The following is a 20,502-nucleotide window of genomic DNA, read 5'->3' on the forward strand; positions in this document are numbered from 1 at the left end:
AAGGGTGATTCTAAAAACTATTTTCATCTTCGTTTTAGCAGGTCTTTGTGAGATCGGTGGCGGATATCTCGTGTGGCTCTGGTTGAAGGAAGGGAAATCATTTTGGTTCGGATTCACGGGATTTTTAATCTTGGGCCTTTACGGGATCGTAGCGACTCTTCAACCCGCTAATTTTGCGAGAACGTATGCGACTTACGGCGGAGTATTCATTGCCATGTCTTTACTTTGGTCTTGGAAATTGGATGGGTATATTCCGGATAAATTCGATCTTTTGGGCGCCGGTGTTGCTTTGATTGGAGTTGGCATTATCTATTACGCGCCTCGTTAGAAGCGATCCGAATCCGGACATGCGAAATTTTACTGCAACCGCCTACGATCGGTAAAACAAATATCCAGACGAGTCGGAATGAAAATAGACGTTTCAAAAATTACCACCTTGTTGGATCTCGATTCAAAATCGAATTCCGTTTCCATGAAATTAAGACGGAAACGGATTCTTTGAAATCATTATTTAGATTGATTCGTTTTGTTTTTGTAAATCTCAATAAAAAGACCGAGCCGACTTGAATTAACGATTCATACTAATTTTCGATTCGTTTTGTGGGAAATCGGTTTCGGTTTCTTCCTCCTTCTTCGTTGTCAATTGTAGAAACGTTTTTTCGTAATCGGGATGAACGGTTCCAAAAAGTGAATCCCAGATCGTGGTATAAAGTCCGTAGTTGTGACGAAAGGTTTGGTGATGCATATCGTGATTCGTATTCGTGTTGATGAATTTTAGAATTCGATTCGAGATCATCCAACTTGGAAAAATTTCGTAACCGCTGTGACCCAAAACGTTTCGAACGATCTGAAAGGTCATAAAGATCATCAAAGCCAGAGGATGAATCGGAAACAAAAACGCAACGATCGGCATGATCATCGCGTGAATCAGTGCTTCCCAAGGACTGAAAGAATACGCGGCCCAAGGAGAAGGTGTGATTGATTCGTGATGAACCTTGTGAACCGCTTTGAAAAAAAGACGCGTGTGCATGAGTCTATGCGTCCAGTAAAAGTAAAAGTCTTGGATCACTAAGATTGCGATCGTACTCGAAATCAAATAAGTCCAACCGTATTCCTCGATTCGATCGTAAAATTTAAAATACCCGTATTTTCTCAGTAAGAATACGATCAACGTGACTCCCGTATAAACGAGAACGGAGGAAACGGAATATAAGAATTCTCTTTTATACTGAGAATTGGAAACGGTTCGTTTTTGGATTTTTCTCGATTGAAACGGATGTTTCCAAACGTAAAAGAACAGGAACGCGACGCTTGCAAATAGAAGGTATCGCAGAAAGTCGATTGAAAAAATGATCGGAGTCATCGGAGCCAAATCCGAAACGTATTGGAAGAGTTGTTGTTGAGCGCACATATTCGATCCTTTCTCCCCGAATCGGGGTTGATGCGCTTATTAGAACACAAATCGTTTTTGGATTCCGATCGAATCCGGCCGAATGTCAATCGATCCCGGAATCGATCAGGTTTTATCGAATGTTCTGCTTTCTAAACTCGGTGGGCGTATTTCCGGCAATCTCTTTGAACGCACGATTGAACGGAGCGAGCGATCCGTAACCCAGATCCATTGCGATTCGTAATACAGGGGTCTCGTATTTTGTGGGATCGGCAAGGATCGTTTTGGCTTCTCGGATTCTAAAATGATTTAAGAATTCGTTAAAGTTTCTGTATCCGAGTCCCTGATTGATCAGTTTACGGATTTTCTTTTCGGGAACGTTCAATTCTTTCGCAAGCGCGAGAATCGTAAGATTCTCCCTAAGGAATATTTTTTCTGTTTCGAGAAGTCGGTTTAATTTTTTAAGAAGTTCTTCGTCTACCGGTTCTTCTTCCGTTTTCGTTTCCGGCGTCGGAAATACATTGCCCCTAAACTCGAACAACTTGAAAGAAAAGAAATATACAAGAAGTAAAATCGATATCGAATTTAGAAGATCCAACTGACTCGAATCTCCCGAGTTTTTGACGATCGCTTCCACGAGAACGACGCAGATCGCATACAATCCGGTAACCCATGCGAATAAGGTTCTGAATTCTCTTCTTGATTCCATCAGATCTATGTTTCTGTCTTTTAGGATTTTGCCTAACGTTAAAAGAATCAGGGTTAAATACAAAAGTTGCGGAGTGCTGAAGAGAATTCGAGAGAACGCGTCGGTTTCATTCCGCAGGTTAGAAAGGAAGAATATCGTAAAACTATAACAGTTGATGAATACGAATAAAAGTCCGTGCCATATTCTCAGACGGAATTCGTCTTCGAAAAGACTTCTTACGAACAGATAGAAAAAAATCGAAACGGAATAACAACCCATGTGAACGACGATAATTAGGATCGGATGAAACTCCGCGTGATTTCTGGCGAACATCGGACAGATAAAATAGAAAATGAGAGAGACACAGAAGAGGCTTCCCAAAAGATTTCTTGCGGAGAATCGAACTCGAAACAAAAAGTTGAAAATCAAAAAACAAAGTTGAGCGATCGTGATCGCTTTTAGGATGTGAATCAGATTCATCGTTAGTAAGGTCCGCCTCGATTATTCTCTGGGTGACAGATTGACAATGTAAAGATCGAACGCGATAAATTCTTCGTTTTAAAATATATTTTCTGGACGGACGCGGATTATTTTGTTATAAATTCCTTTGGTAATTTCCAAAGGAGAACGGGATGGACCAGCAAATAAAAGACGGTTTGAATGCTTGTTTTGGAATCCTAAGGATTGTACGCGAGAACATAACGAAGGTGAAAACGAATACCGATTCGATTTTTAAGGAATTGAGCTCGAAAGGCGCGAGCGATAATTCGGAATTCGCGATTCGGTTGAGAGACTTCGTAGACAGATTGTTAAGCGAATATTCAAGCGTTTCAAACCAAGTTGAAAAAGGATACAAAGAGATTCGCGGAAAATTTTCCGAAACTGCGGAACACCTAATGACTTCGAACAAAAAGGAAGAAATGCCTATCTCTCGTAAGAAGGTGGCCGCTTAATAAAAATCGACTTTCGTATAATTTAAAGTCCTAAGGTTTTAACGCGCTCTGAGTGATGAAAAGGGGATCTTATTCCTTTACCACTGGCGAAATCAAATCAATACTTTAGGACATTCTGTTCTTTCCATTTCCTAATTTCATTATTTATAATCTTTATGAAACCGAAGATTCGTTTAAAAACGAATTGAAAGATAAAATTTTTGGAGCAGAATCACTGTGTGAATGAGAACTCAAACAGCCAGGTGATTGGACAAAGGATTTGGGAACAATTATCAAAAGAATCCGTTCACATTCCGTTTCCGTTCTTTATTTTGGATAAGGACTGGGGAATCGTCCATTCCAGTGAAGACGGGGATTCGAAATACGTTTCTCTGATTTCCGAGTTTCAAAACGGAATTCTTCCTAAAATAAGGGACTTCGTCGGAGATTTGATCGAGTTTACGTTTGAAACGAAAATTCCCACTTTTGAAAATTACTCCGAAGAAACCGACGTTTGTGTATTCATCGGGAAACTGCGGTTTCAAGATCATTATTGTATATTCATACAAGATAAAACTTCCTCTCATTCCCAAGATAGCTCCGAATATTCCCGTGAGTTTCGAAGGATCAAAGAACAGATTCATCATTTTTTGAATATTCAAGATTCTAAAATTGATAAACGAAGAACGGAAGGACTGGAAAATTCCGATACGTTTCGAGTCGAATTGCTGAAAAAAATTTCTCTGTTGGATTTGATGCAACAGATCGCCACCGCCGCGAACGAAACAAAGGATATAGAAGCATTATTGCAGTTCGCAGTGGATCGGATCTGCGTCGTTGCAGGATGGAAACTCGGTCATATCGAATTGTTGGACGAGGCCGAATCCGTTTTCTTACTTCATCCGATTTGGTACTCCGGGGAAGAATCATCCGTCAAAGAATTTAGATCCTTGGTCGAGTCCTTGAAATTGAAACTCTCCCACCGAGTATTGAATCAAAAAAGAACGATCTGGTTCGAAGATTTTTTGGAAAACTTCGATTTCAATTCGAGACAAATCGCGATTAAAGCGGGTATCAACACCGCGATCGCAGTACCGATTTGGAACGGAGAAATTATCGTCGGAGTGATGGAATTCTTCTTGGATTCGGAACATTCGGATCCTTCTTGGATCGAAGCGCTTTCTCATGTCGCTTCCCAAATCGGAAGAGCATTCGAAAGAAAGAATGCGGAGACGTATCTTCGAAAATCTCAGGAACAACTGCGGGCTTTGTCGGCTCGTCTTCAGGAAGTAAGGGAAGAAGAACGCGTGTTGATCGCGCGAGAGATTCACGACGAATTGGGACAAATTCTCACCGTTCTCAAAATAGAAATCACATTATGTAAACAGAATGTATTGCCTTCCGATTCTTCGGATCATAAAATTATAAAAGATCTGGATTCGATGATTCAGCTGGTCGATTCGGCGATCGAATCCACACAAAGGATCGCAACCGAATTGCGTCCTTTGCTTTTGGAAGAATTGGGATTGTTGGAAGGAATCGAATGGTATGGCGAAGAATTTCAAAAACGAACCGGAATCCTTTGTAGGGTTACGAAGACATCGTTGAAGTCCTTTTTGAACAACGAGATTGCGATTGCCTTGTTTCGTATTTTTCAAGAAACGCTTACGAACGTCGCTCGTCATTCGAAAGCGACTTCCGTGGATGTGATTTTGGAAGAAAAGGATTCCAATATCATATTGATCATGAGCGACAACGGAATCGGGATTCAAGGGAACGAGATTTCCGATTCGAAGTCCTTGGGTATCATCGGGATGCGCGAACGTGCGATCGTTCTGGGAGGTAAGGTGGAAATTTTAGGTTCTCGCGAGAATGGAACAAAAGTAATCGTTCGGATTCCGATCCGTGCCGCTCATTCGTCTTCATCTTCGGGTTCCGAAATATGATTTCCATCATACTCGCGGACGATCACGCTTTGATTCGAGAGGGTTTGAAAAAAGTTCTCTCCAAAGAAAACGATATAGAAGTGATTTTTGAAGCCGAGAATGCTCAACAAGTTTTGGATTTTCTTATAAAAAAGAACGCTAATCTTCTAATTCTTGATATCAACCTTCCCGGCATGAGCGGTTTGGACGCGTTGAAATACATTCAAAAACTATCGCCCGATTTGAGGGTGTTGATGTTGAGCATGTATCCCGAGGATCGTTTTGCCGTGAGGGCTTTGAAGTCCGGAGCCGCGGGATATTTGACGAAGAGTAGCGCCGCGGAAGAATTGGTAACCGCCATTCATAAGATCGTTTCCGGAAATCGTTATCTCAGTTCCGAAGCTACCGAAATCCTATTGAGGGAAATTTCCGGTTCAACGGATAAACTTTTACACGAAACTCTTTCCGAAAGGGAATTTCAAGTGATGCTTTTTTTGGTTCAAGGAAAAAGTGTGAAAGAAATTTCACAGGATTTGGTTTTGAGTTTGAATACGATCAACACGTATCGCGCCCGAGTGTTGACTAAGATGAAGGTGAAAACGATTCAAGAACTGATTCGTTACGCTTACGACCAAAGACTTCTGGAATAACTTTAACTTATTCTAATCCTTTTAATTTATTTCGCATTAATACCTTTGATTTATTGACAGACGCGGCTTTTTTCCGCGAGTTTCCTGTCGCATTTTCGATGACAATCGTTTCGTTCATTTAACAATTACAAGGTGAACCTTTTCAGTTCATTTTTTGTTGCGAATTCCTAACTTGTGATCCATTATTTAAGGGATACTTAGTGTTACCTAGCGAGGAGCGAATATGGCAGACTCAGCAACGGCAGAACTAAACGAAAAGGATTCCCTGGATTTAAAGAAGATCTTGGAAGTCTTGTCCGCTTTTAAGAGAGGCGATCTTTCACAGAGAATGCCTTTGGATCGTGTCGGGATCTCGGGTAAGATCGCGGACGTAATCAACGATATCGTGGATCAAAACGATCGAATGGTAAAAGAATTCGAACGGATCAGCAACGAGGTCGGACAAGAAGGTAAAATTTCACAGAGGATCAATGCCGTTGCCGCAACCGGTTCTTGGGCGGCTTGTATGGATTCGGTAAACTCATTAATCGGGAATTTAGTACAACCGAATACGGAAGTCATGAGAGTGATCGGAGCGGTCGCCGGCGGAGACCTTTCTCAGAACATGTCCTTGGAGATCGAAGGTCGTCCGTTGAAGGGAGAATTTCTTCGCACCTCTAAAATCGTAAACACGATGGTGGACCAGTTGAATTCTTTCGCATCGGAAGTAACGCGGGTAGCGCGAGAAGTAGGAACGGAAGGTAAGCTGGGTGGACAAGCGGATGTTCGTGGGGTTGCGGGAACTTGGAAAGACTTAACGGACTCCGTGAACTCGATGGCATCGAACCTGACGGGACAGGTTCGTAACATCGCGGACGTAACGACCGCGGTAGCACGCGGCGACTTATCTAAGAAGATCACCGTGGACGTTAAAGGAGAGATCTTAGAACTCAAGAACACAATCAACACGATGGTGGATCAGTTGAATTCTTTCGCATCGGAAGTAACACGGGTTGCAAAGGAAGTGGGAACGGAAGGTAAGCTGGGTGGTCAAGCCGACGTTCGTGGTGTTGCTGGAACTTGGAAAGACTTAACTGATTCCGTGAATTCGATGGCATCGAACCTGACGGGACAGGTCCGGGACATTGCGGAAGTGACCAAGGCAGTTGCAACGGGTGACTTGTCCAAAAAGATCACCGTGGATGTTAAGGGAGAAATTCTCGAGCTGAAAGATACGATCAACACGATGGTGGATCAATTGAATTCTTTCGCATCGGAAGTAACGCGGGTTGCAAAGGAAGTGGGAACGGAAGGTAAGCTGGGTGGACAAGCGGACGTTCGTGGTGTTGCCGGAACTTGGAAAGACTTAACTGATTCCGTGAATTCGATGGCATCGAACCTGACGGGACAGGTTCGTAACATCGCGGACGTAACGACTGCGGTAGCACGCGGTGACTTATCTAAGAAGATCACCGTGGATGTTAAGGGAGAGATCTTAGAGCTCAAGAACACGATCAACACGATGGTGGATCAGTTGAATTCTTTCGCATCGGAAGTAACGCGGGTCGCAAAGGAAGTGGGAACGGAAGGAATCCTCGGTGGACAAGCGGACGTTCGTGGTGTTGCTGGAACTTGGAAAGACTTAACGGATTCCGTGAACTTTATGGCGAACAACCTTACCACTCAGGTTCGTGGGATCGCAAAGGTCGTAACTTCTGTAGCGAACGGGGATTTAAAAAAGAAACTCTACTTGGAAGCGAAAGGAGAAATCGCGGAACTCTCCGATACGATCAACGATATGATCGATACTCTCGGTCTGTTCGGGGATCAGGTTACGACTGTGGCCCGCGAGGTGGGAATCGAAGGTAAGTTAGGCGGTCAAGCAAGCGTGCCGGGTGCGGCCGGTTTGTGGAGAGACTTAACGGACAACGTAAACCAGCTCGCGAGTAACTTAACGACTCAAGTGCGCGCGATCGCGGAAGTTGCAACCGGTGTGACAAAAGGAGATTTGTCGAGAACGGTAATGGTTAAGGCCGCCGGTGAGGTGGCCGCACTTTCGGATAACATCAACGAGATGATTCGAAATCTGCGTGAAACAACCAGAATCAATACCGAACAGGACTGGTTGAAAACGAACCTCGCTAAGTTCACTCGTTTGTTACAAGGTCAAAGAAACTTAGTAAACGTAAGTAAGCTCATTCTTTCCGAATTGGCTCCGCTTGTGTCCGCGCAACACGGAGCCTTTTTTATCACGGAGATGATCGAAAACGAACCTTCCCTCAAATTACTCGTAAGTTACGCGTATCAGGAACGAAAATACGTTTCCAATCGATTCAGACCCGGCGAGGGATTGGTCGGCCAATGTTTTCTGGAAAAAGAAAGAATTCTTCTCACACACGTTCCCTCAGATTATATCAAAATCAGTTCCGCATTGGGCGAAGCCGCTCCCTTGAATATCGTCGTATTACCCGTGTTATTCGAAGGTGAGGTCAAGGCGATCATAGAACTGGCTTCCTTTTCCAATTTCACTCCGATCCATTTGAACTTTTTGGATCAGTTAACTGAAAGTATCGGGATCGTTTTGAATACGATCGCGGCGAGTATGAGAACGGAGGAACTTTTAACTCAATCCCAAACTCTTACCGAAGAATTACAAGGTCGTCAGGAAGAATTGACCAAAACGAACGAACGACTCGAAGACCAAGCGAAGTCCTTACAGGCTTCCGAAGATCTTCTCAAAGATCAAAGGGAAGAATTGCAGGAAAAAAACGACGAGCTTGAGGAAAAAGCGAGATTGCTCGCGAAGAATAACAACGAAGTCGAACGCAAAAATATGGAGGTGGAACAGGCCCGGCATTCCTTAGAGGAGAAGGCCAGACAACTTGCTCTTACTTCGAGATACAAATCCGAATTCTTGGCGAACATGTCGCACGAATTACGGACCCCTCTGAACAACATGTTGATTCTATCGCGTTTGTTGTTCGACAGCGAAAGCGAGAATCTTTCCGGGAAACAAATCGAATACGCGCGAACGATCCATAGCTCCGGGAACGATTTGCTTCAGTTGATCAATGATATATTAGATTTATCTAAAATAGAATCCGGAAAAATGACGGTGGATCTCGACTCGGTTTCCTTTAGGGAACTTGCGGAATATCTCGAAAGATCCTTTCGGGAAACCGCAAGAAATAAGGAACTCAAGTTTCAAGTGGACTTGAATTCCGAACTTCCGGTTCGAATGACTACGGATCTACAAAGATTACAACAAATTCTTAGGAACCTTCTTTCAAACGCGTTTAAGTTCACCGAAAAGGGAAGCGTTCTCTTGCGCATCAAACCCGTAAACATAGGTTGGAGCGAGGAACATAAAATTCTAAATCACGCTGGATCGGTCATCGAGTTTTCGGTGATCGATACCGGAATCGGAATTCCTCCCGAAAAACAAAATCTGATCTTCGAAGCGTTTCGTCAGGCGGACGGAAGTACGAGTAGAAAATACGGAGGAACCGGTTTGGGTCTTTCCATCAGTAAAGAAATCACTCGACTGCTTGGCGGCGAACTTCGACTGGAAAGCGAACCAGGAGCGGGTAGTACATTCTCCCTTTATCTTCCCTCCGAATACGTACCTACGGAAGAATCTCTTATGGAGGAAAATCTCAAAGAAGATTCCAAGTGGGTTCAACCTCCGGTGTTGGACGGTCGAGGTGGAAGTTACATTCCGCATATCTTCAAAGAAGTTCCGTTTCGAGAAATCAATCGTTCTTTTTTTAAGATGATCGACGACGATCGTTCCGAACTTTCGGGCGAAGTTTTACTCATCATAGAAGCGGACGAAACGTTAGCGAGACAGCTTTTACAATTGGTAAGAAAGAACGGATTCAAAGCGCTCGTGGCGTTGGATGGAAAAACGGGTCTTTCTCTTCTGCAGGCTTATCCGGTTCATGCGATCGTTCTCGATTTTAATCTAAGCGATATGAACGGATGGTTTATTCTCAACTGGTTGAAAAGGGATCCTAAGTTTCGGCATGTTCCGATTTTGATCGTCTCCGAAGATACTCAGTGGAGAAGAAGTTTGAGGATGGGCGCTCTCGGACAAATTACAAAACCGATCAACGAAGAATCGCTGTTACGCGCCATCGATAAGATGCGGAAGTTTATAGAAAGAAAACCGAAACTTTTGTTGATCGCTATCGATAGCAAGGACGAAGCGGATAAGTTGGTAGAGTCGATAGAAAATTCCGATATCAAGATAAAGACCTCGTTCTCTTCGAAGGATACGATCGATGTTCTGCAAAAAGATCTTGTGGATTGTTTGATCGTTTCCTCCGAATTTGAAGAGGGAAAATTTTTCGATCTGATCGAAGAGGTCAACCGAATCGGAATGGATCATCTTCCGATCGTGATTTATTCGGACGGCCCTTTGAGTCAGAACGATTTGGCTCAGATACAAACTCTCAAAGATACGAATACGATCAAAGAAGTGGAAACGATATCCTCGCTCGTCGAAGAGACCGCGGTGTTTCTTCATAGATCGCAGGAGAATATATCCACTTCTCAGAGAAAGATGATTCTGGATTCTTCACACAACGATCCTATGTTAAAAGGTCATAAAGTGTTGATCGTGGACGACGACGTTCGAAATATCTTCGCTCTTACGAGCGTTCTCGAAAGACAAAAGATGAAAGTCGCCTTTGCGGAGAACGCAAGCGAAGGGATTCGAATTCTTCAGGATACACCCGATATAGAAATCGTCATCATGGATGTGATGATGCCGGATATGGACGGGTATGAAGCGACAAGGGCCATTCGATCTATGAGTAAGTTCGTTTCACTTCCGATCGTCGCGGTTACTGCCAAGGCGATGAAAGGGGACAGGGAAAAATGTATCGAAGCCGGAGCGACCGATTACATCACCAAACCGGTGGATGTGGATCAATTGCTTTCTCTTCTTCATGTTTGGTTGTGCAGGTAACGTCTATGTCTTTACACGTAAAAGTGAACGTTTTGATCGTGGATGACAATCCGGACAACCTTTGGGTTCTTGAGAAAATTTTAGTCAGTCCAGAATTGAATCTTATCAAAGCTCGTTCCGGCGACGAGGCCTTAAAGGCTTTGTTGGAACCGGACGACTTCGCTTTAATTTTTATGGATGTAAGAATGCCGGGTATGGACGGATTCGAAGTCGCTTCTCTGATTCGCCAAAGAGAAAAGTGCGCGCAGATTCCGATCATCTTCCTGACCGCTTATGGAAACAACGAGTCTTGGATGTTCAAAGGATATTCATTAGGAGCGGTGGATTTTTTGATTAAGCCGATCGCTCCCGAAATCCTACAATCCAAGGCTTCCGTTTTTGTGGATCTTCATAAAAAGAATCAGACTCTACTGCTTCAAGACGAATTGTTGCGGGAAAGTCATGACAAGCTGGAACAACGCGTTCAGGAAAGAACCGCAGAGTTGAAGAAGGTAAATCAAAACTTGGTCAACGAAATTTCGGATCGAGAACGAGCAGAAGACGCTTTGAAAAATTCTTTGCGCGAAAAAGAGGTTTTACTCCGTGAAATTCATCATAGAGTTAAGAATAATCTTCAGATTGTTTCGAGCATTCTCAATCTTCAATCCAATTATATCACCGACTCCAGATCTTTCGAATTGTTCGAAGACGCCCAATCCAGAATCAAATCCATCGCTCTGATTCACGAGCTTCTCTATCAGAACAAAGATCTCGCTCAGATGGACTTTAAAGAATACTTATATAATCTTACGACCAATCTTCTCCGTACATATAGGGTCAATTCCGAGATCGACTTCGAAATAGAAGCCGATCCGATTTTTCTCACGCTCGATTCGGCGATCCACTGCGGCCTGATCGTTACGGAGCTGGTTACGAATTCCTTAAAATACGGGTTCAAAGGAAGAGAGAAAGGCACTATATACATATCCATTCGTAATTTAGAGGAGGGTTTTGTTCTGACGGTGGGGGACGACGGAGTCGGATTCCCCGAGGATATCGATTTTAGTCGGACCGATTCGCTAGGATTACAATTAGTGAATATTCTTTCCGAACAAATCGGAGCTACGTTGACTTTGGAGAAAAGCGAAGGAACAAAATTTAAACTGATGGCTATGGATTCGAACAGGGTAAGAAAATGAATCAATATACCGCAAAGATCCTAATCGTAGAGGATGAGAACATCGTTGCAAAAGACATTCGGGACCGGTTGGTCAAGATGGGATATCCGTTTCCGGCGATCGCAAAAAACGGAGCCGAGGCGTTGCAGTCGGCGTCCGTATTAAAACCGGATATAGTCCTGATGGATATTATGCTGACAAGGGGAAAGATAGACGGCGTCGAAGTTGCGACGGAACTTCGGCAAACGATGGACGTTCCGGTCGTTTATATAACCGCGTATGCGGACGATCAAACTCTGATTCGTACAAAACAAACGGAACCGTACGGGTATATACTCAAACCGGTGAGAACTCTTGAACTTCAGATCGCAGTCGAAATCGCTTTGAACAAACATACGATGGAGAGAAAGTTAAAAGAAAATCAACAGCTCTTATTGACTACACTGGAAAGTATCGGAGACGCGGTGATCGCGACCGACGCAACCGGAAACATTACGTTTATGAATCGTATATCGGAAGGATTTACGGGATGGACCATTGCCGAAGTCGGCGGAAGAAAGATTCAAGAGATCGTCAAAATCGTTTCTTATTCGGAACAGGACGAGATGTCGGATCCGATTTCTCATATTTTAGAAACGAAGGAACAGATTCTTTTTGTAAGCGATATCCGTTTGGTCGATCGATTCGGAAAGGATAGACCTATCGAATGTACCGCTTCGCTCATTCATATGGAAGACGGAGTTACGTTAGGCGCGGTTCTCGTTTTTAGGGACGTCACCGAAAGAAAGGTTACCGAAGAATGCGTTCGATATCTTGCCTATCACGATCCGCTCACTGGATTGCCGAATCGTACTCTACTTTTCGAACGTTTTAAAAGAAACATAGAAATCGAGAGACCGAAACGAAAAGAATACACGATGTCCTTTTTGTTTATAGACATAGACGATTTTAAAAAAGTAAACGATACGATGGGACACTCGACCGGAGATAAACTTCTTCGGGAATTTTCCGATCGTATGAAGGCGATCGTTCGGGAAGACGACATCATCGTTCGGCTTTCCGGAGACGAGTTCGTAATCATCCTGAACGACCTCGCAAATACGTCCGATGCGGAGAAGGTGGTTCGAAAAATATTCTCTTCTCTCAAAAAACCTTTTTCGATCGAAGACTTTACGATTTTGCTGAGTTTGAGCATCGGAATTTCGGTTTATCCGAAAGACAGTATGGACATCGATCAACTGATTCGTTTTGCGGATTCCGCAATGTATCGATCAAAATTAAAGGGAAAGAATACGTACGCTTTCTATTCGTCGGAAAGCGAAGTTAAAGTCGTGTGAATTCGAATGGTTTCCAAGGAATCGTCAAAGATACTCATCGTAGAGGATGAAACTCTTGTCGCACAAGATATAAAACGTCGTCTTTTGAAAATGGGCTATGAGAATCTTCTCGTTTCCGTTACGGGAGACGATGCGATTGAACAAGCCAGAACTTTTCAGCCGGATCTGATCTTGATGGATATCATTCTTTCTAAAGGGAATTTAAACGGAATCGAAACCGTAAAGAAGATACAAGAATTCTTAGATGTTCCCGTCGTCTATCTGACCGCTTCTTCGGACGTAGATACGATGAAAGAAGCGAAAGAAACAAATCCGAGCGGGTTTATTCTAAAGCCGTTTCAAACTCGAGAACTGCAGATCGCAATCGAGCTGATTCTTTACAAAAACGATTCCGATAAAGAAATTCAAAAAAAAGAAAGATTGGTTCGTTCCACTCTCAAGAATATCGGAGAGGGAATCATCGCGATCGACAACACCGAAACCGTTTACTTTATGAACACCGTCGCATTAACGCTTACCGGTTGGAAGGAAGAGGAAGCGCTTGGACGATCTATACAAGAGATTCTTAATTTAGCTCCCGTTATAAAATTGGGCAACATCGAAACTAGTAATTTTGCCCCCGACTCCTATGTGATTCCCACCGAAGGATTTTTGTTATCGAAGAATGGGGAACGAACGAGCGTGGAGATCGTAAACAGGGCCATTCTCGGCAACGAAAGCGAGGCGATCGGTAAGGTTTTAATCATTCGCAAAAAGGCAGAGTGACCGGGTTTAAATCCCATATTTTCTAGTATTTCACTTGACATGCAGGTAAATACCTGCATAATCAAAATCACGAACGTAACGGATGGACGCTGACAATGTTTTCAAGGCACTGGGAGACCCGACGCGCAGAAAATTGCTCGATCTACTTTATGAGAAGAACGGGCAAACGTTGAATCAACTCTGCGAGCACTTGGACATGGCGAGGCAATCGACTACACAGCATCTCGGGATTCTCGAGGCGGCCAATCTTGTGAGTACGGTTTGGCGCGGACGGGAAAAATTGCATTTTATCAACCCGGTTCCGTTGCACGAGGTCTATGAGCGATGGGTACGGAAATTCGAACAACAACGACTCAGCCTGCTACACGACCTGAAGAAAGAGCTTGAAGGAGAGTAACCATGAGTAAAGAAAAGACGAGTTTCGTTTATGTGACCTACATTCGTTCGACGCCGGAAAAGGTGTTCGAAGCAATCATGAAACCGGAGATCGCACGACGTTATTGGGGTCATGAGAATGTCTCCGATTGGAAACCGGGATCGCATTGGGAGCACGTGAAAGACAACGCGGAACGTACGGTTCAGATCGTAGGAAAGGTGGTGGAAGTCATTCCACCTTCACGTTTGGTAATCACATGGGCAAGTCCTTCACAAGCATCCGATCCCGAAAGTTATAGCCGTGTTATATTCGACATAGACGTATATGAGGAAATGGTAAAGTTAACCGTAACCCACGACGAACTCGAAGCGGGAAGCGGAATGGCAAAGGGAATTCAACAGGGATGGCCGATCGTTCTTTCCAGTTTGAAGTCCTTGCTCGAAACGGGCGAGGGGATCGACGTTTTTGCTAAACCGAAGTTGGCTTCCAACGGGAATCGTTCATGAGCAAAATTTATACGGGCGGATGTGCGTGCGGTGCCATCCGTTATACGACCAAACACGCTCCTATTTTTCAGAATCATTGTCAGTGCCGTGATTGTCAGTTACGAAGCGGCACCGGACACGGTTCTTATCTGACCTTTCCTTCGAAGGACGAGATGTCGATCACCGGCGAGGCGACTCATTGGGAAGTCAAAGGCGATAGCGGCAACGTGAAGATTCATTCCTTTTGTCCCGTCTGCGGGACGCCCGTTTATCTTCGTTTTGTAGCGATGCCCGATTTGATTGCGATTCACGCGACTAGCTTGGACGACCCGAATCTTTTTTCTCCCCATGCGCTCACTTATAAAGTTCGCGGATTAGCATGGGATTCCATCGATCCTTCCTTGCAAGCCTTCGAAAAAATGCCAACGGGATAGAAGCGGTCGGGTAGGTCGCTTCGTTCAGGCGAAATTCTTTTCGATCGAAGCGTCCGATTCTTTTTTGTTTTCCGGATTGACCGGAAGGTCTATAAAGAAACGAGTATATTCGTTTTCTTTACTTTCGTAATATAATTCTCCGCCGTGATCTTTGATGATTCCGGTGCTGACGGAAAGGCCGAGTCCCGTTCCTTTTTCCACCTTCTTCGTGGTAAAAAACGGGCTGAAAATCTTTTTAGCCTCTTCGGGAGGAATTCCGATTCCTCGGTCCTCGACGATCATCTGAATCCAGATCCTTCCTTCCTTGTCGAATTGTTTTGCCGAAAGTTGAATGATCTTGTTCGAATCGAACTTGGGATATTTTTGATTGAGTGCGTCTCTTGCGTTGTTCAAAAGATTTAAAACGACTTGTTGAATCTGTTGAGGAACACATCGGATTGCGGGAAGAGAATCGGGCATATCCGATTCGATTTGAATCAAATCCTTCTTGAAGAGTTGTTCACAGAGAGAAACCGTTTTTTGAATGATCTCGCCGAAGTTGACGAGGGACAAAACAAGCTTCTCGTGTCTTGAGAGTTTTAAAAGATCCTTCGTAATTTTGCCGATTCTTTCCCCTTCGTCCAAAATGTTGCTCGCGTATTTGAGAATGGAGTCGTCTTTACTTTGTGCGAGAATCAACTGCGCAAAGTTGATCATGATCGTAAGCGGGTTATTGATTTCATGGGCCACACCCGTGGCAAGAAGACTGATGGCTTCGAGTTTTTGCGCTTGGAGCAATTGGGATTTCAGAGCTTCGTTTTCGCGTTCCGCTTCTTCGAGAAGGTTTCGTTCGTCGTATTCCTTCAAGGCTCTGTCCACGGAGAACATCAACTTGGTGATTTTATTTTTGGAAATATAATCGGTGGCGCCTTGTTTGAGAGCTTCAATGGCCGCTTCTTCTCCGAGCCAACCCGAAACAAAAAGAAACGGAACCTTCGGATGATATTTTTGCGCGAGGTGAAGCGCTTCCATTCCGTCGAAGGAAGGAAGTGAAAAATCGGAAAGGATGATATCTGGCTCGCTTGTTTTGAATTCCTGGACCAATTCTTCTTTGGTTTGAATTTGTTTATACGAAAAGTCCAAACCGCTCGCACTGATTTGACGGATCATCAGACCCAAATCGTTCGGGTTGTCCTCAATACAGATGATGTAAACTTTTCTCTGAATCATAGTATGCTTTTGTTCATTAGAATCCAATAAAATCCGATTTCGCTCGCAACGTCGCTGAACTTTCCGAACTCGAGAGGTTTGACCACATAGCTGTTCACTCCCAGTCTGTAACTCTCCACTATGTCTTTTTCCTCGGCGGAGGAGGTGAGAATGACCACGGGGAGCATCTTCGTTCTTTCTTCGCTTCTTACTTTTCGAAGGACTTCGATCCCGTCGACCTTCGGCATCTTTAGATCCAAAAGAATCAGAGAAGGAACGTGAGAAGGGTCCCGATCCGCATAACGTCCGGTTGCATAAAGATATTCTAATGCTTCTTCTCCGTCTCGAACGAGTTTGACCTGATTGCTGAGGTTGTGTTTTTTAAGACTTCGTAGTGTGAGTTCCGAATCCTGAGGATTGTCCTCCGCGTAAAGGATCGAAATCAGATTGTCTTCAAATTTATCCATGATTCTCGTGAACTCCCAGAGTAAAATAAAAACAAGCGCCCTCGTTCGGTTTACCTTCTCCCCAAACTCTACCATCGTGTTTTTCAATGACTCTTTTTACGATCGCAAGGCCGACTCCGGTTCCTTCGAATTGATCGGCGTGATGCAATCTTTGAAAGATGTTGAAAAGTTTGTGTTGGTATTTCATATCGAAACCGGCTCCGTTGTCCTTTACGAAGAATACGGTTTCTCCGTCGTTTTGATACGAACCGATCTCTACCTTCGGGGAATCTTTTTTATTGGAATATTTAAACGCGTTCGAAACGAGATTGAATAGAAGTTGTTTGAGAAGACCGGAATCGGCCTTCGTGTGCGGAAGATCACCCACGATCGTTTCCATCTTCGACTCCGGATAATAGTTCGTAACTTCTTCGAGAATTTTTTCGGCCATGGACTTCATATTCACGACTGAGAACGCGATTTCCCTTCTTCCCAAACGGGAATATTCGAGAAGGTCGTCTATGAGTTGGCCCATGTTTTCCGAATTCTGAATGACTATGTTGAGAATTCTTCTTCCTTCCTCTCCGAGATCGTTTCCGTGATCCTCCATTAGAATTTTAGAAAATCCTGATATACCTCGGATCGGCGCGCGAAGGTCGTGCGAAACGGAATACGAAAACGCTTCAAGATCCTTATTCGATCTTTCCAGTTGTTCGGAATGGGTTTTTAGATTTTTGTTCGATTCTTCCACGGCGTCTTCAGCCGCTCTTCTACGTTTGCTTTCTCTGTAGATAAGCCAGTTCTGAAGAATGATAAACGAAAGATTCAAAACGATTCCGGAAAAAACGAACGCGGTCGCGATCGTCAGATTCTGTTCCGATTTTTTTTTGCGGATCGAAAGAAGCGCGGCTTCTTCTTTTTTCATATCTCTCAGTATGGTTTTTATTTTTTCGGTGAGAGGAATTCCCTGAGGAGAACGAAAGGGCATCACATAACTTTGAATCGAGGTTCTTTGTCTTTTTACGACTTGGTTTTCCAGATAAAGAATCTTTTCGTCGATCAAAGGACGAACTGTGCTGATCTTTTGCTGTTGTTCCGCGTTGTCCTTGGTCAGGTTGTCGACTTTGTTCAGCCGTTCGTAGATTTCGTTTTTTGTTTCGTAAAAATTCTTTAGAAAATAAGGATCCGTAAAAAGGATATAACCCCGGATGATGGAATGCATTTCGCTGAACGCGGATAAGGTTTCTTCGAGGCTGATGACAACTTCCTGGGTATGAGTTTCCCATTCTTTCAGTTCCGCAGATTGTCGGAGTCCGTAAAACGAGGCTCCCGCGATAATCGCGTTTAAAGCGACAATAACGCTCAGTCCGAAGACGATGTTCTTTTCAATCGCACTTTTCAAAACAACCTCAAAAATCGAGATAACGTTTATCGTTTATAAACTTAAAAATAGCAAGAAAATCTTAGGATTCCCGCTCGGAAACGTGGCAATTATATTCCATTTTTTCCAAATCGGGCAAGAATTTATTTCAAAGCGGAAGGGAAGTCCTGCGTGTTTTTTTATTTTTCGAAGGAAAGGGCCATCATATCGCCTTGGTCCAAAAGTTTGACCGCGGGGTCCGCTACGTATTTTAGAGTTCTGTAAAGCGCGGAGGCGTTCTTTTTTGCGGTAAGTCCGCTTCCGTATGTGATGTGTTTTTTCTTTTTGAGTCCGAGAGACGCGCAGAGTTTTACGATTCCCGATAAGGAATAGTAGTATAAATGTTCGGGAACGTTCAGATATCTCCAGGACGGTCCTTGCAATTTTGCTAAAATTCCCCAGCGGCAGGTCGAAAGAATGATTCTTCCTCCGGGTTTCAGATGTGTATAAATCTTTTCTAATGTTTCTTTGGGTTTATGAAGATGTTCTATGGAAGCCCAGAGGGTGATCAGATCGAACTTCTCTTCCCGTTTCGGTTTCCATTCGAGAAAATCCAGTTGTTCCACTTTGAGATTCAGTTTTTCCTTCGCGAACTTCACGGGCGCTTCCGCGATGTCCATTCCGTACGAATCCCAACCTCTGCGTTGCATATAATCCACGAAATAACCGGCCGCACAACCCACGTCGAGACATCGTTTTTCGGAGGACAAGGATTCTTCCCAAACGTTGAAATCCAAATCCTTTAAGTTGAGTCCGAACACTCTGGAGATTTCGTTTCTGATTCCGTCCGAAAAATAGTTATCGTAACCCCGGTCGCTTCGTTTTAAAAAATATTCTTCCGAATAATAAGAAGCCACTTCTTCGGAAGAGGGCTGAGGACTTACTTGCACGAGCGCACAACGTTTGCATCGAACGATATGAAAGAGTTCGTTCTTATGATTGGATTTGGAAAAAAGAGGTTCGAACTCGAACGAACCGCAGGTGTTGCAGGGGATTCTTTCCATTCTATGATTCTTATCGGGCGGGGTCGCGATTCCTTTGATAGAAATTCTGCTTTACGAGGATCTTCTCGTTGAAACTCATGAAAGGACATGAACCGAAACGTAATTCTTACCATTCTATCCGCTTTTCTTCTTTTTTCATCCGCGCTTATCGCGGATTCTCAGGCGAATACGACGATTAAAATCAAGTCCGTGGGCGACATGGTGCCCGGAACGAATTTTCCGGAACCTTTGAACATTCAGGATCCAAGATCCTTTTTGTTCGGTAAGGTGGAGAATCATCTGAAAGGCGCTGACATTCTTTTCGGAAACTTTGAAAGTACTCTTACCAATTATCCGAACACTTCCAAGGATACTTCGAGAAGAATGATCTTCGCGTTTAGAACTCCTCCTTCTTATGCGAAGGTTTTGAAGGACGTAGGTTTCGATATTTTAAGCATTGCTAATAATCATTCCTTGGATTTTCACCAGCAGGGTTTCGACGATACTCAGAAAAATCTTTCCGACGCGGGGATTCGTTATACGGGTAAGAAGGGAATGATCACGTATATGAACGTGAAGAACGTTTCGATCGCGTGGATCGGATTCTCCCATTTGAAGTCGCATAACAACGTGAACGAAATCGAAGAGGGAGTTGAGCTCGTTAAGGAAGCGAAGAAAAAAGCCCAACTCGTTTTTATTTCCTTTCACGGCGGAGCGGAAGGCGGTCCCGCTCTTCACGTAAAAAATCAGATGGAACGTTTTTACGGAGAATACAGAGGCAACCTTGTCGAGTTCAGTCATTCTCTCATCGACGCGGGGGCGGATCTTGTGATCGGTCACGGTCCTCATTTGGTGCGCGCGATGGAATTGTATAAGGGAAGATTGATCGCGTACTCGCTCGGAAACTTTATGGGTTATAGAGCGTTATCTTCCAAAGGAATGGTCGGTTATTCCCTCGTTCTCGAAACGGAAGTGGATTCGCAAGGCAAGTTTGTAAAAGGAAAAATCATTCCTTTGCAACTCGACTCGGCTTCGATCCCCGAATACGATCCCGAAAAGAAAACCATCGACTTGATGAAGAAGCTGACCCGGGAAGATTTCCCCGGCAAAGGCCCTAAAATTTCCGAAGACGGAACCATTCTTCCTTGAGATTGATCTTGCTCGCCTGATCCCTCTCGGAAAACCTGGAACGGAAACTTGTACGTCCTCTTTTTCGAGAGGAAGGGAATCCGGTTTAAGTCCGGAGCTGAACCCGCAGCTGTAATCGCCGTAAAGGATTTCGCAATCAACCCACTGCGTTTTTTCGCGGGAAGGGAGCGAAATCGGCGAAAGCCAGAAAACCTGACAAGTTAATACAAACTGATGGGACTTTCGG

General features: G+C 44.0%; 18 protein-coding genes and 1 riboswitch. Of the genes, 12 read left to right on the forward strand and 6 right to left on the reverse strand.

The genetic code is table 11. The features are described 5' to 3' along the window. Positions 1–4 precede the first annotated feature (4 nt). Positions 5–328, forward strand: a complete 324-nt coding sequence (locus CH367_RS04790; RefSeq protein ID WP_100761381.1) for a YnfA family protein — start codon at positions 5–7, stop codon at positions 326–328. 240 nt (positions 329–568) lie between these two features. Here CH367_RS04790 and CH367_RS04795 read toward each other — a convergent pair whose 3' ends face one another. Further along, a complete protein-coding gene (locus CH367_RS04795) occupies positions 569–1,411 on the reverse strand; it encodes a sterol desaturase family protein (protein ID WP_100761382.1) in 843 nt (280 codons plus the stop codon). Between the two features lie 112 nt (positions 1,412–1,523). Then, positions 1,524–2,558, reverse strand: a complete 1,035-nt coding sequence (locus tag CH367_RS04800) for a helix-turn-helix domain-containing protein (protein ID WP_100761383.1) — start codon at positions 2,556–2,558, stop codon at positions 1,524–1,526. Positions 2,559–2,710: 152 nt separating this feature from the next. Here CH367_RS04800 and CH367_RS04805 point away from each other — a divergent pair, with 152 nt between their 5' ends. The 10 genes from CH367_RS04805 (at position 2,711) to CH367_RS04850 (ending at position 15,090) form a co-directional block, all read left to right on the forward strand. Next, positions 2,711–3,031 carry a phasin-related domain-containing protein gene (locus CH367_RS04805; protein ID WP_125226093.1) on the forward strand — a complete coding sequence of 107 codons (321 nt, stop codon included), beginning with the start codon at positions 2,711–2,713 and terminating at the stop codon, positions 3,029–3,031. A gap of 218 nt (positions 3,032–3,249) precedes the next feature. Then, a complete protein-coding gene (locus tag CH367_RS04810; RefSeq protein WP_244284483.1) occupies positions 3,250–4,956 on the forward strand; it encodes a GAF domain-containing sensor histidine kinase in 1,707 nt (568 codons plus the stop codon). After that, positions 4,953–5,585, forward strand: a complete 633-nt coding sequence (locus CH367_RS04815) for a response regulator (protein WP_100761385.1) — start codon at positions 4,953–4,955, stop codon at positions 5,583–5,585. The genes CH367_RS04810 and CH367_RS04815 overlap by 4 nt, the downstream gene beginning before the upstream one ends. Positions 5,586–5,808: 223 nt before the next feature. Further along, positions 5,809–10,536: a HAMP domain-containing protein gene (locus tag CH367_RS04820; RefSeq protein WP_100761386.1), complete on the forward strand. Its 4,728-nt coding sequence runs from the start codon at positions 5,809–5,811 to the stop codon at positions 10,534–10,536. Positions 10,537–10,541: 5 nt separating this feature from the next. After that, entirely contained in the window at positions 10,542–11,714 is a 1,173-nt protein-coding gene (locus CH367_RS04825) for a histidine kinase dimerization/phosphoacceptor domain -containing protein (RefSeq protein WP_100761387.1), read from the forward strand. Then, positions 11,711–13,030, forward strand: a complete 1,320-nt coding sequence (locus CH367_RS04830) for a diguanylate cyclase domain-containing protein (RefSeq protein WP_100761388.1) — start codon at positions 11,711–11,713, stop codon at positions 13,028–13,030. The genes CH367_RS04825 and CH367_RS04830 overlap by 4 nt, the downstream gene beginning before the upstream one ends. A 6-nt stretch (positions 13,031–13,036) precedes the next feature. Continuing rightward, positions 13,037–13,795: a response regulator gene (locus CH367_RS04835; RefSeq protein WP_100761389.1), complete on the forward strand. Its 759-nt coding sequence runs from the start codon at positions 13,037–13,039 to the stop codon at positions 13,793–13,795. Positions 13,796–13,877: 82 nt separating this feature from the next. Further along, the gene (locus tag CH367_RS04840) at positions 13,878–14,192 is read left to right on the forward strand and encodes an ArsR/SmtB family transcription factor (RefSeq protein ID WP_100761390.1); all 315 of its coding nucleotides are present in this window, start codon (positions 13,878–13,880) and stop codon (positions 14,190–14,192) included. A gap of 2 nt (positions 14,193–14,194) precedes the next feature. Then, positions 14,195–14,677, forward strand: a complete 483-nt coding sequence (locus CH367_RS04845) for an SRPBCC family protein (protein WP_100761391.1) — start codon at positions 14,195–14,197, stop codon at positions 14,675–14,677. Then, positions 14,674–15,090 (forward strand): GFA family protein, encoded by a 417-nt coding sequence (locus tag CH367_RS04850; RefSeq protein WP_100761392.1) that lies wholly within the window; start codon positions 14,674–14,676, stop codon positions 15,088–15,090. The genes CH367_RS04845 and CH367_RS04850 overlap by 4 nt, the downstream gene beginning before the upstream one ends. Positions 15,091–15,114: 24 nt before the next feature. Here the strand turns inward: CH367_RS04850 and CH367_RS04855 are convergent, their stop codons facing one another. The 4 genes from CH367_RS04855 to CH367_RS04870 form a co-directional block, all read right to left on the reverse strand. Further along, on the reverse strand, positions 15,115–16,299 hold the full coding sequence (locus CH367_RS04855) for a hybrid sensor histidine kinase/response regulator (protein WP_100761393.1): 1,185 nt from the start codon (positions 16,297–16,299) through the stop codon (positions 15,115–15,117). Further along, entirely contained in the window at positions 16,296–16,745 is a 450-nt protein-coding gene (locus CH367_RS04860) for a response regulator (RefSeq protein WP_100761394.1), read from the reverse strand. The genes CH367_RS04855 and CH367_RS04860 overlap by 4 nt, the downstream gene beginning before the upstream one ends. Then, positions 16,738–18,141: a sensor histidine kinase gene (locus CH367_RS04865; RefSeq protein WP_100761395.1), complete on the reverse strand. Its 1,404-nt coding sequence runs from the start codon at positions 18,139–18,141 to the stop codon at positions 16,738–16,740. Before CH367_RS04865 ends, CH367_RS04860 begins: the two co-directional genes overlap by 8 nt. Positions 18,142–18,284: 143 nt before the next feature. Continuing rightward, positions 18,285–19,148, reverse strand: a complete 864-nt coding sequence (locus CH367_RS04870) for a class I SAM-dependent methyltransferase (RefSeq protein ID WP_100761396.1) — start codon at positions 19,146–19,148, stop codon at positions 18,285–18,287. A gap of 87 nt (positions 19,149–19,235) precedes the next feature. Here CH367_RS04870 and CH367_RS04875 point away from each other — a divergent pair, with 87 nt between their 5' ends. After that, positions 19,236–20,276, forward strand: coding sequence for a CapA family protein (locus CH367_RS04875; RefSeq protein ID WP_100761397.1), 1,041 nt, complete (start codon positions 19,236–19,238; stop codon positions 20,274–20,276). A gap of 32 nt (positions 20,277–20,308) precedes the next feature. After that, positions 20,309–20,490: riboswitch (cobalamin riboswitch) on the forward strand. Positions 20,491–20,502 lie beyond the last annotated feature (12 nt).

It is taken from the genome of Leptospira barantonii, from assembly GCF_002811925.1.
Taxonomy (GTDB): Bacteria; Spirochaetota; Leptospiria; order Leptospirales; family Leptospiraceae; genus Leptospira; species Leptospira barantonii.

Bases quoted from the DNA above. Each gene is read 5' to 3' on its own strand.
- CH367_RS04795 (WP_100761382.1), bottom strand. From the start codon at position 1,411: ATGTGCGCTCAACAACAACTCTTCCAATACGTTTCGGATTTGGCTCCG.
- CH367_RS04800 (WP_100761383.1), bottom strand. From the start codon at position 2,558: ATGAATCTGATTCACATCCTAAAAGCGATCACGATCGCTCAACTTTGT.
- CH367_RS04805 (WP_125226093.1), top strand. From the start codon at position 2,711: ATGGACCAGCAAATAAAAGACGGTTTGAATGCTTGTTTTGGAATCCTA.
- CH367_RS04815 (WP_100761385.1), top strand. From the start codon at position 4,953: ATGATTTCCATCATACTCGCGGACGATCACGCTTTGATTCGAGAGGGT.
- CH367_RS04820 (WP_100761386.1), top strand. From the start codon at position 5,809: ATGGCAGACTCAGCAACGGCAGAACTAAACGAAAAGGATTCCCTGGAT.
- CH367_RS04825 (WP_100761387.1), top strand. From the start codon at position 10,542: ATGTCTTTACACGTAAAAGTGAACGTTTTGATCGTGGATGACAATCCG.
- CH367_RS04830 (WP_100761388.1), top strand. From the start codon at position 11,711: ATGAATCAATATACCGCAAAGATCCTAATCGTAGAGGATGAGAACATC.
- CH367_RS04835 (WP_100761389.1), top strand. From the start codon at position 13,037: ATGGTTTCCAAGGAATCGTCAAAGATACTCATCGTAGAGGATGAAACT.
- CH367_RS04840 (WP_100761390.1), top strand. From the start codon at position 13,878: ATGGACGCTGACAATGTTTTCAAGGCACTGGGAGACCCGACGCGCAGA.
- CH367_RS04845 (WP_100761391.1), top strand. From the start codon at position 14,195: ATGAGTAAAGAAAAGACGAGTTTCGTTTATGTGACCTACATTCGTTCG.
- CH367_RS04850 (WP_100761392.1), top strand. From the start codon at position 14,674: ATGAGCAAAATTTATACGGGCGGATGTGCGTGCGGTGCCATCCGTTAT.
- CH367_RS04855 (WP_100761393.1), bottom strand. From the start codon at position 16,299: ATGATTCAGAGAAAAGTTTACATCATCTGTATTGAGGACAACCCGAAC.
- CH367_RS04860 (WP_100761394.1), bottom strand. From the start codon at position 16,745: ATGGATAAATTTGAAGACAATCTGATTTCGATCCTTTACGCGGAGGAC.
- CH367_RS04870 (WP_100761396.1), bottom strand. From the start codon at position 19,148: ATGGAAAGAATCCCCTGCAACACCTGCGGTTCGTTCGAGTTCGAACCT.
- CH367_RS04875 (WP_100761397.1), top strand. From the start codon at position 19,236: ATGAACCGAAACGTAATTCTTACCATTCTATCCGCTTTTCTTCTTTTT.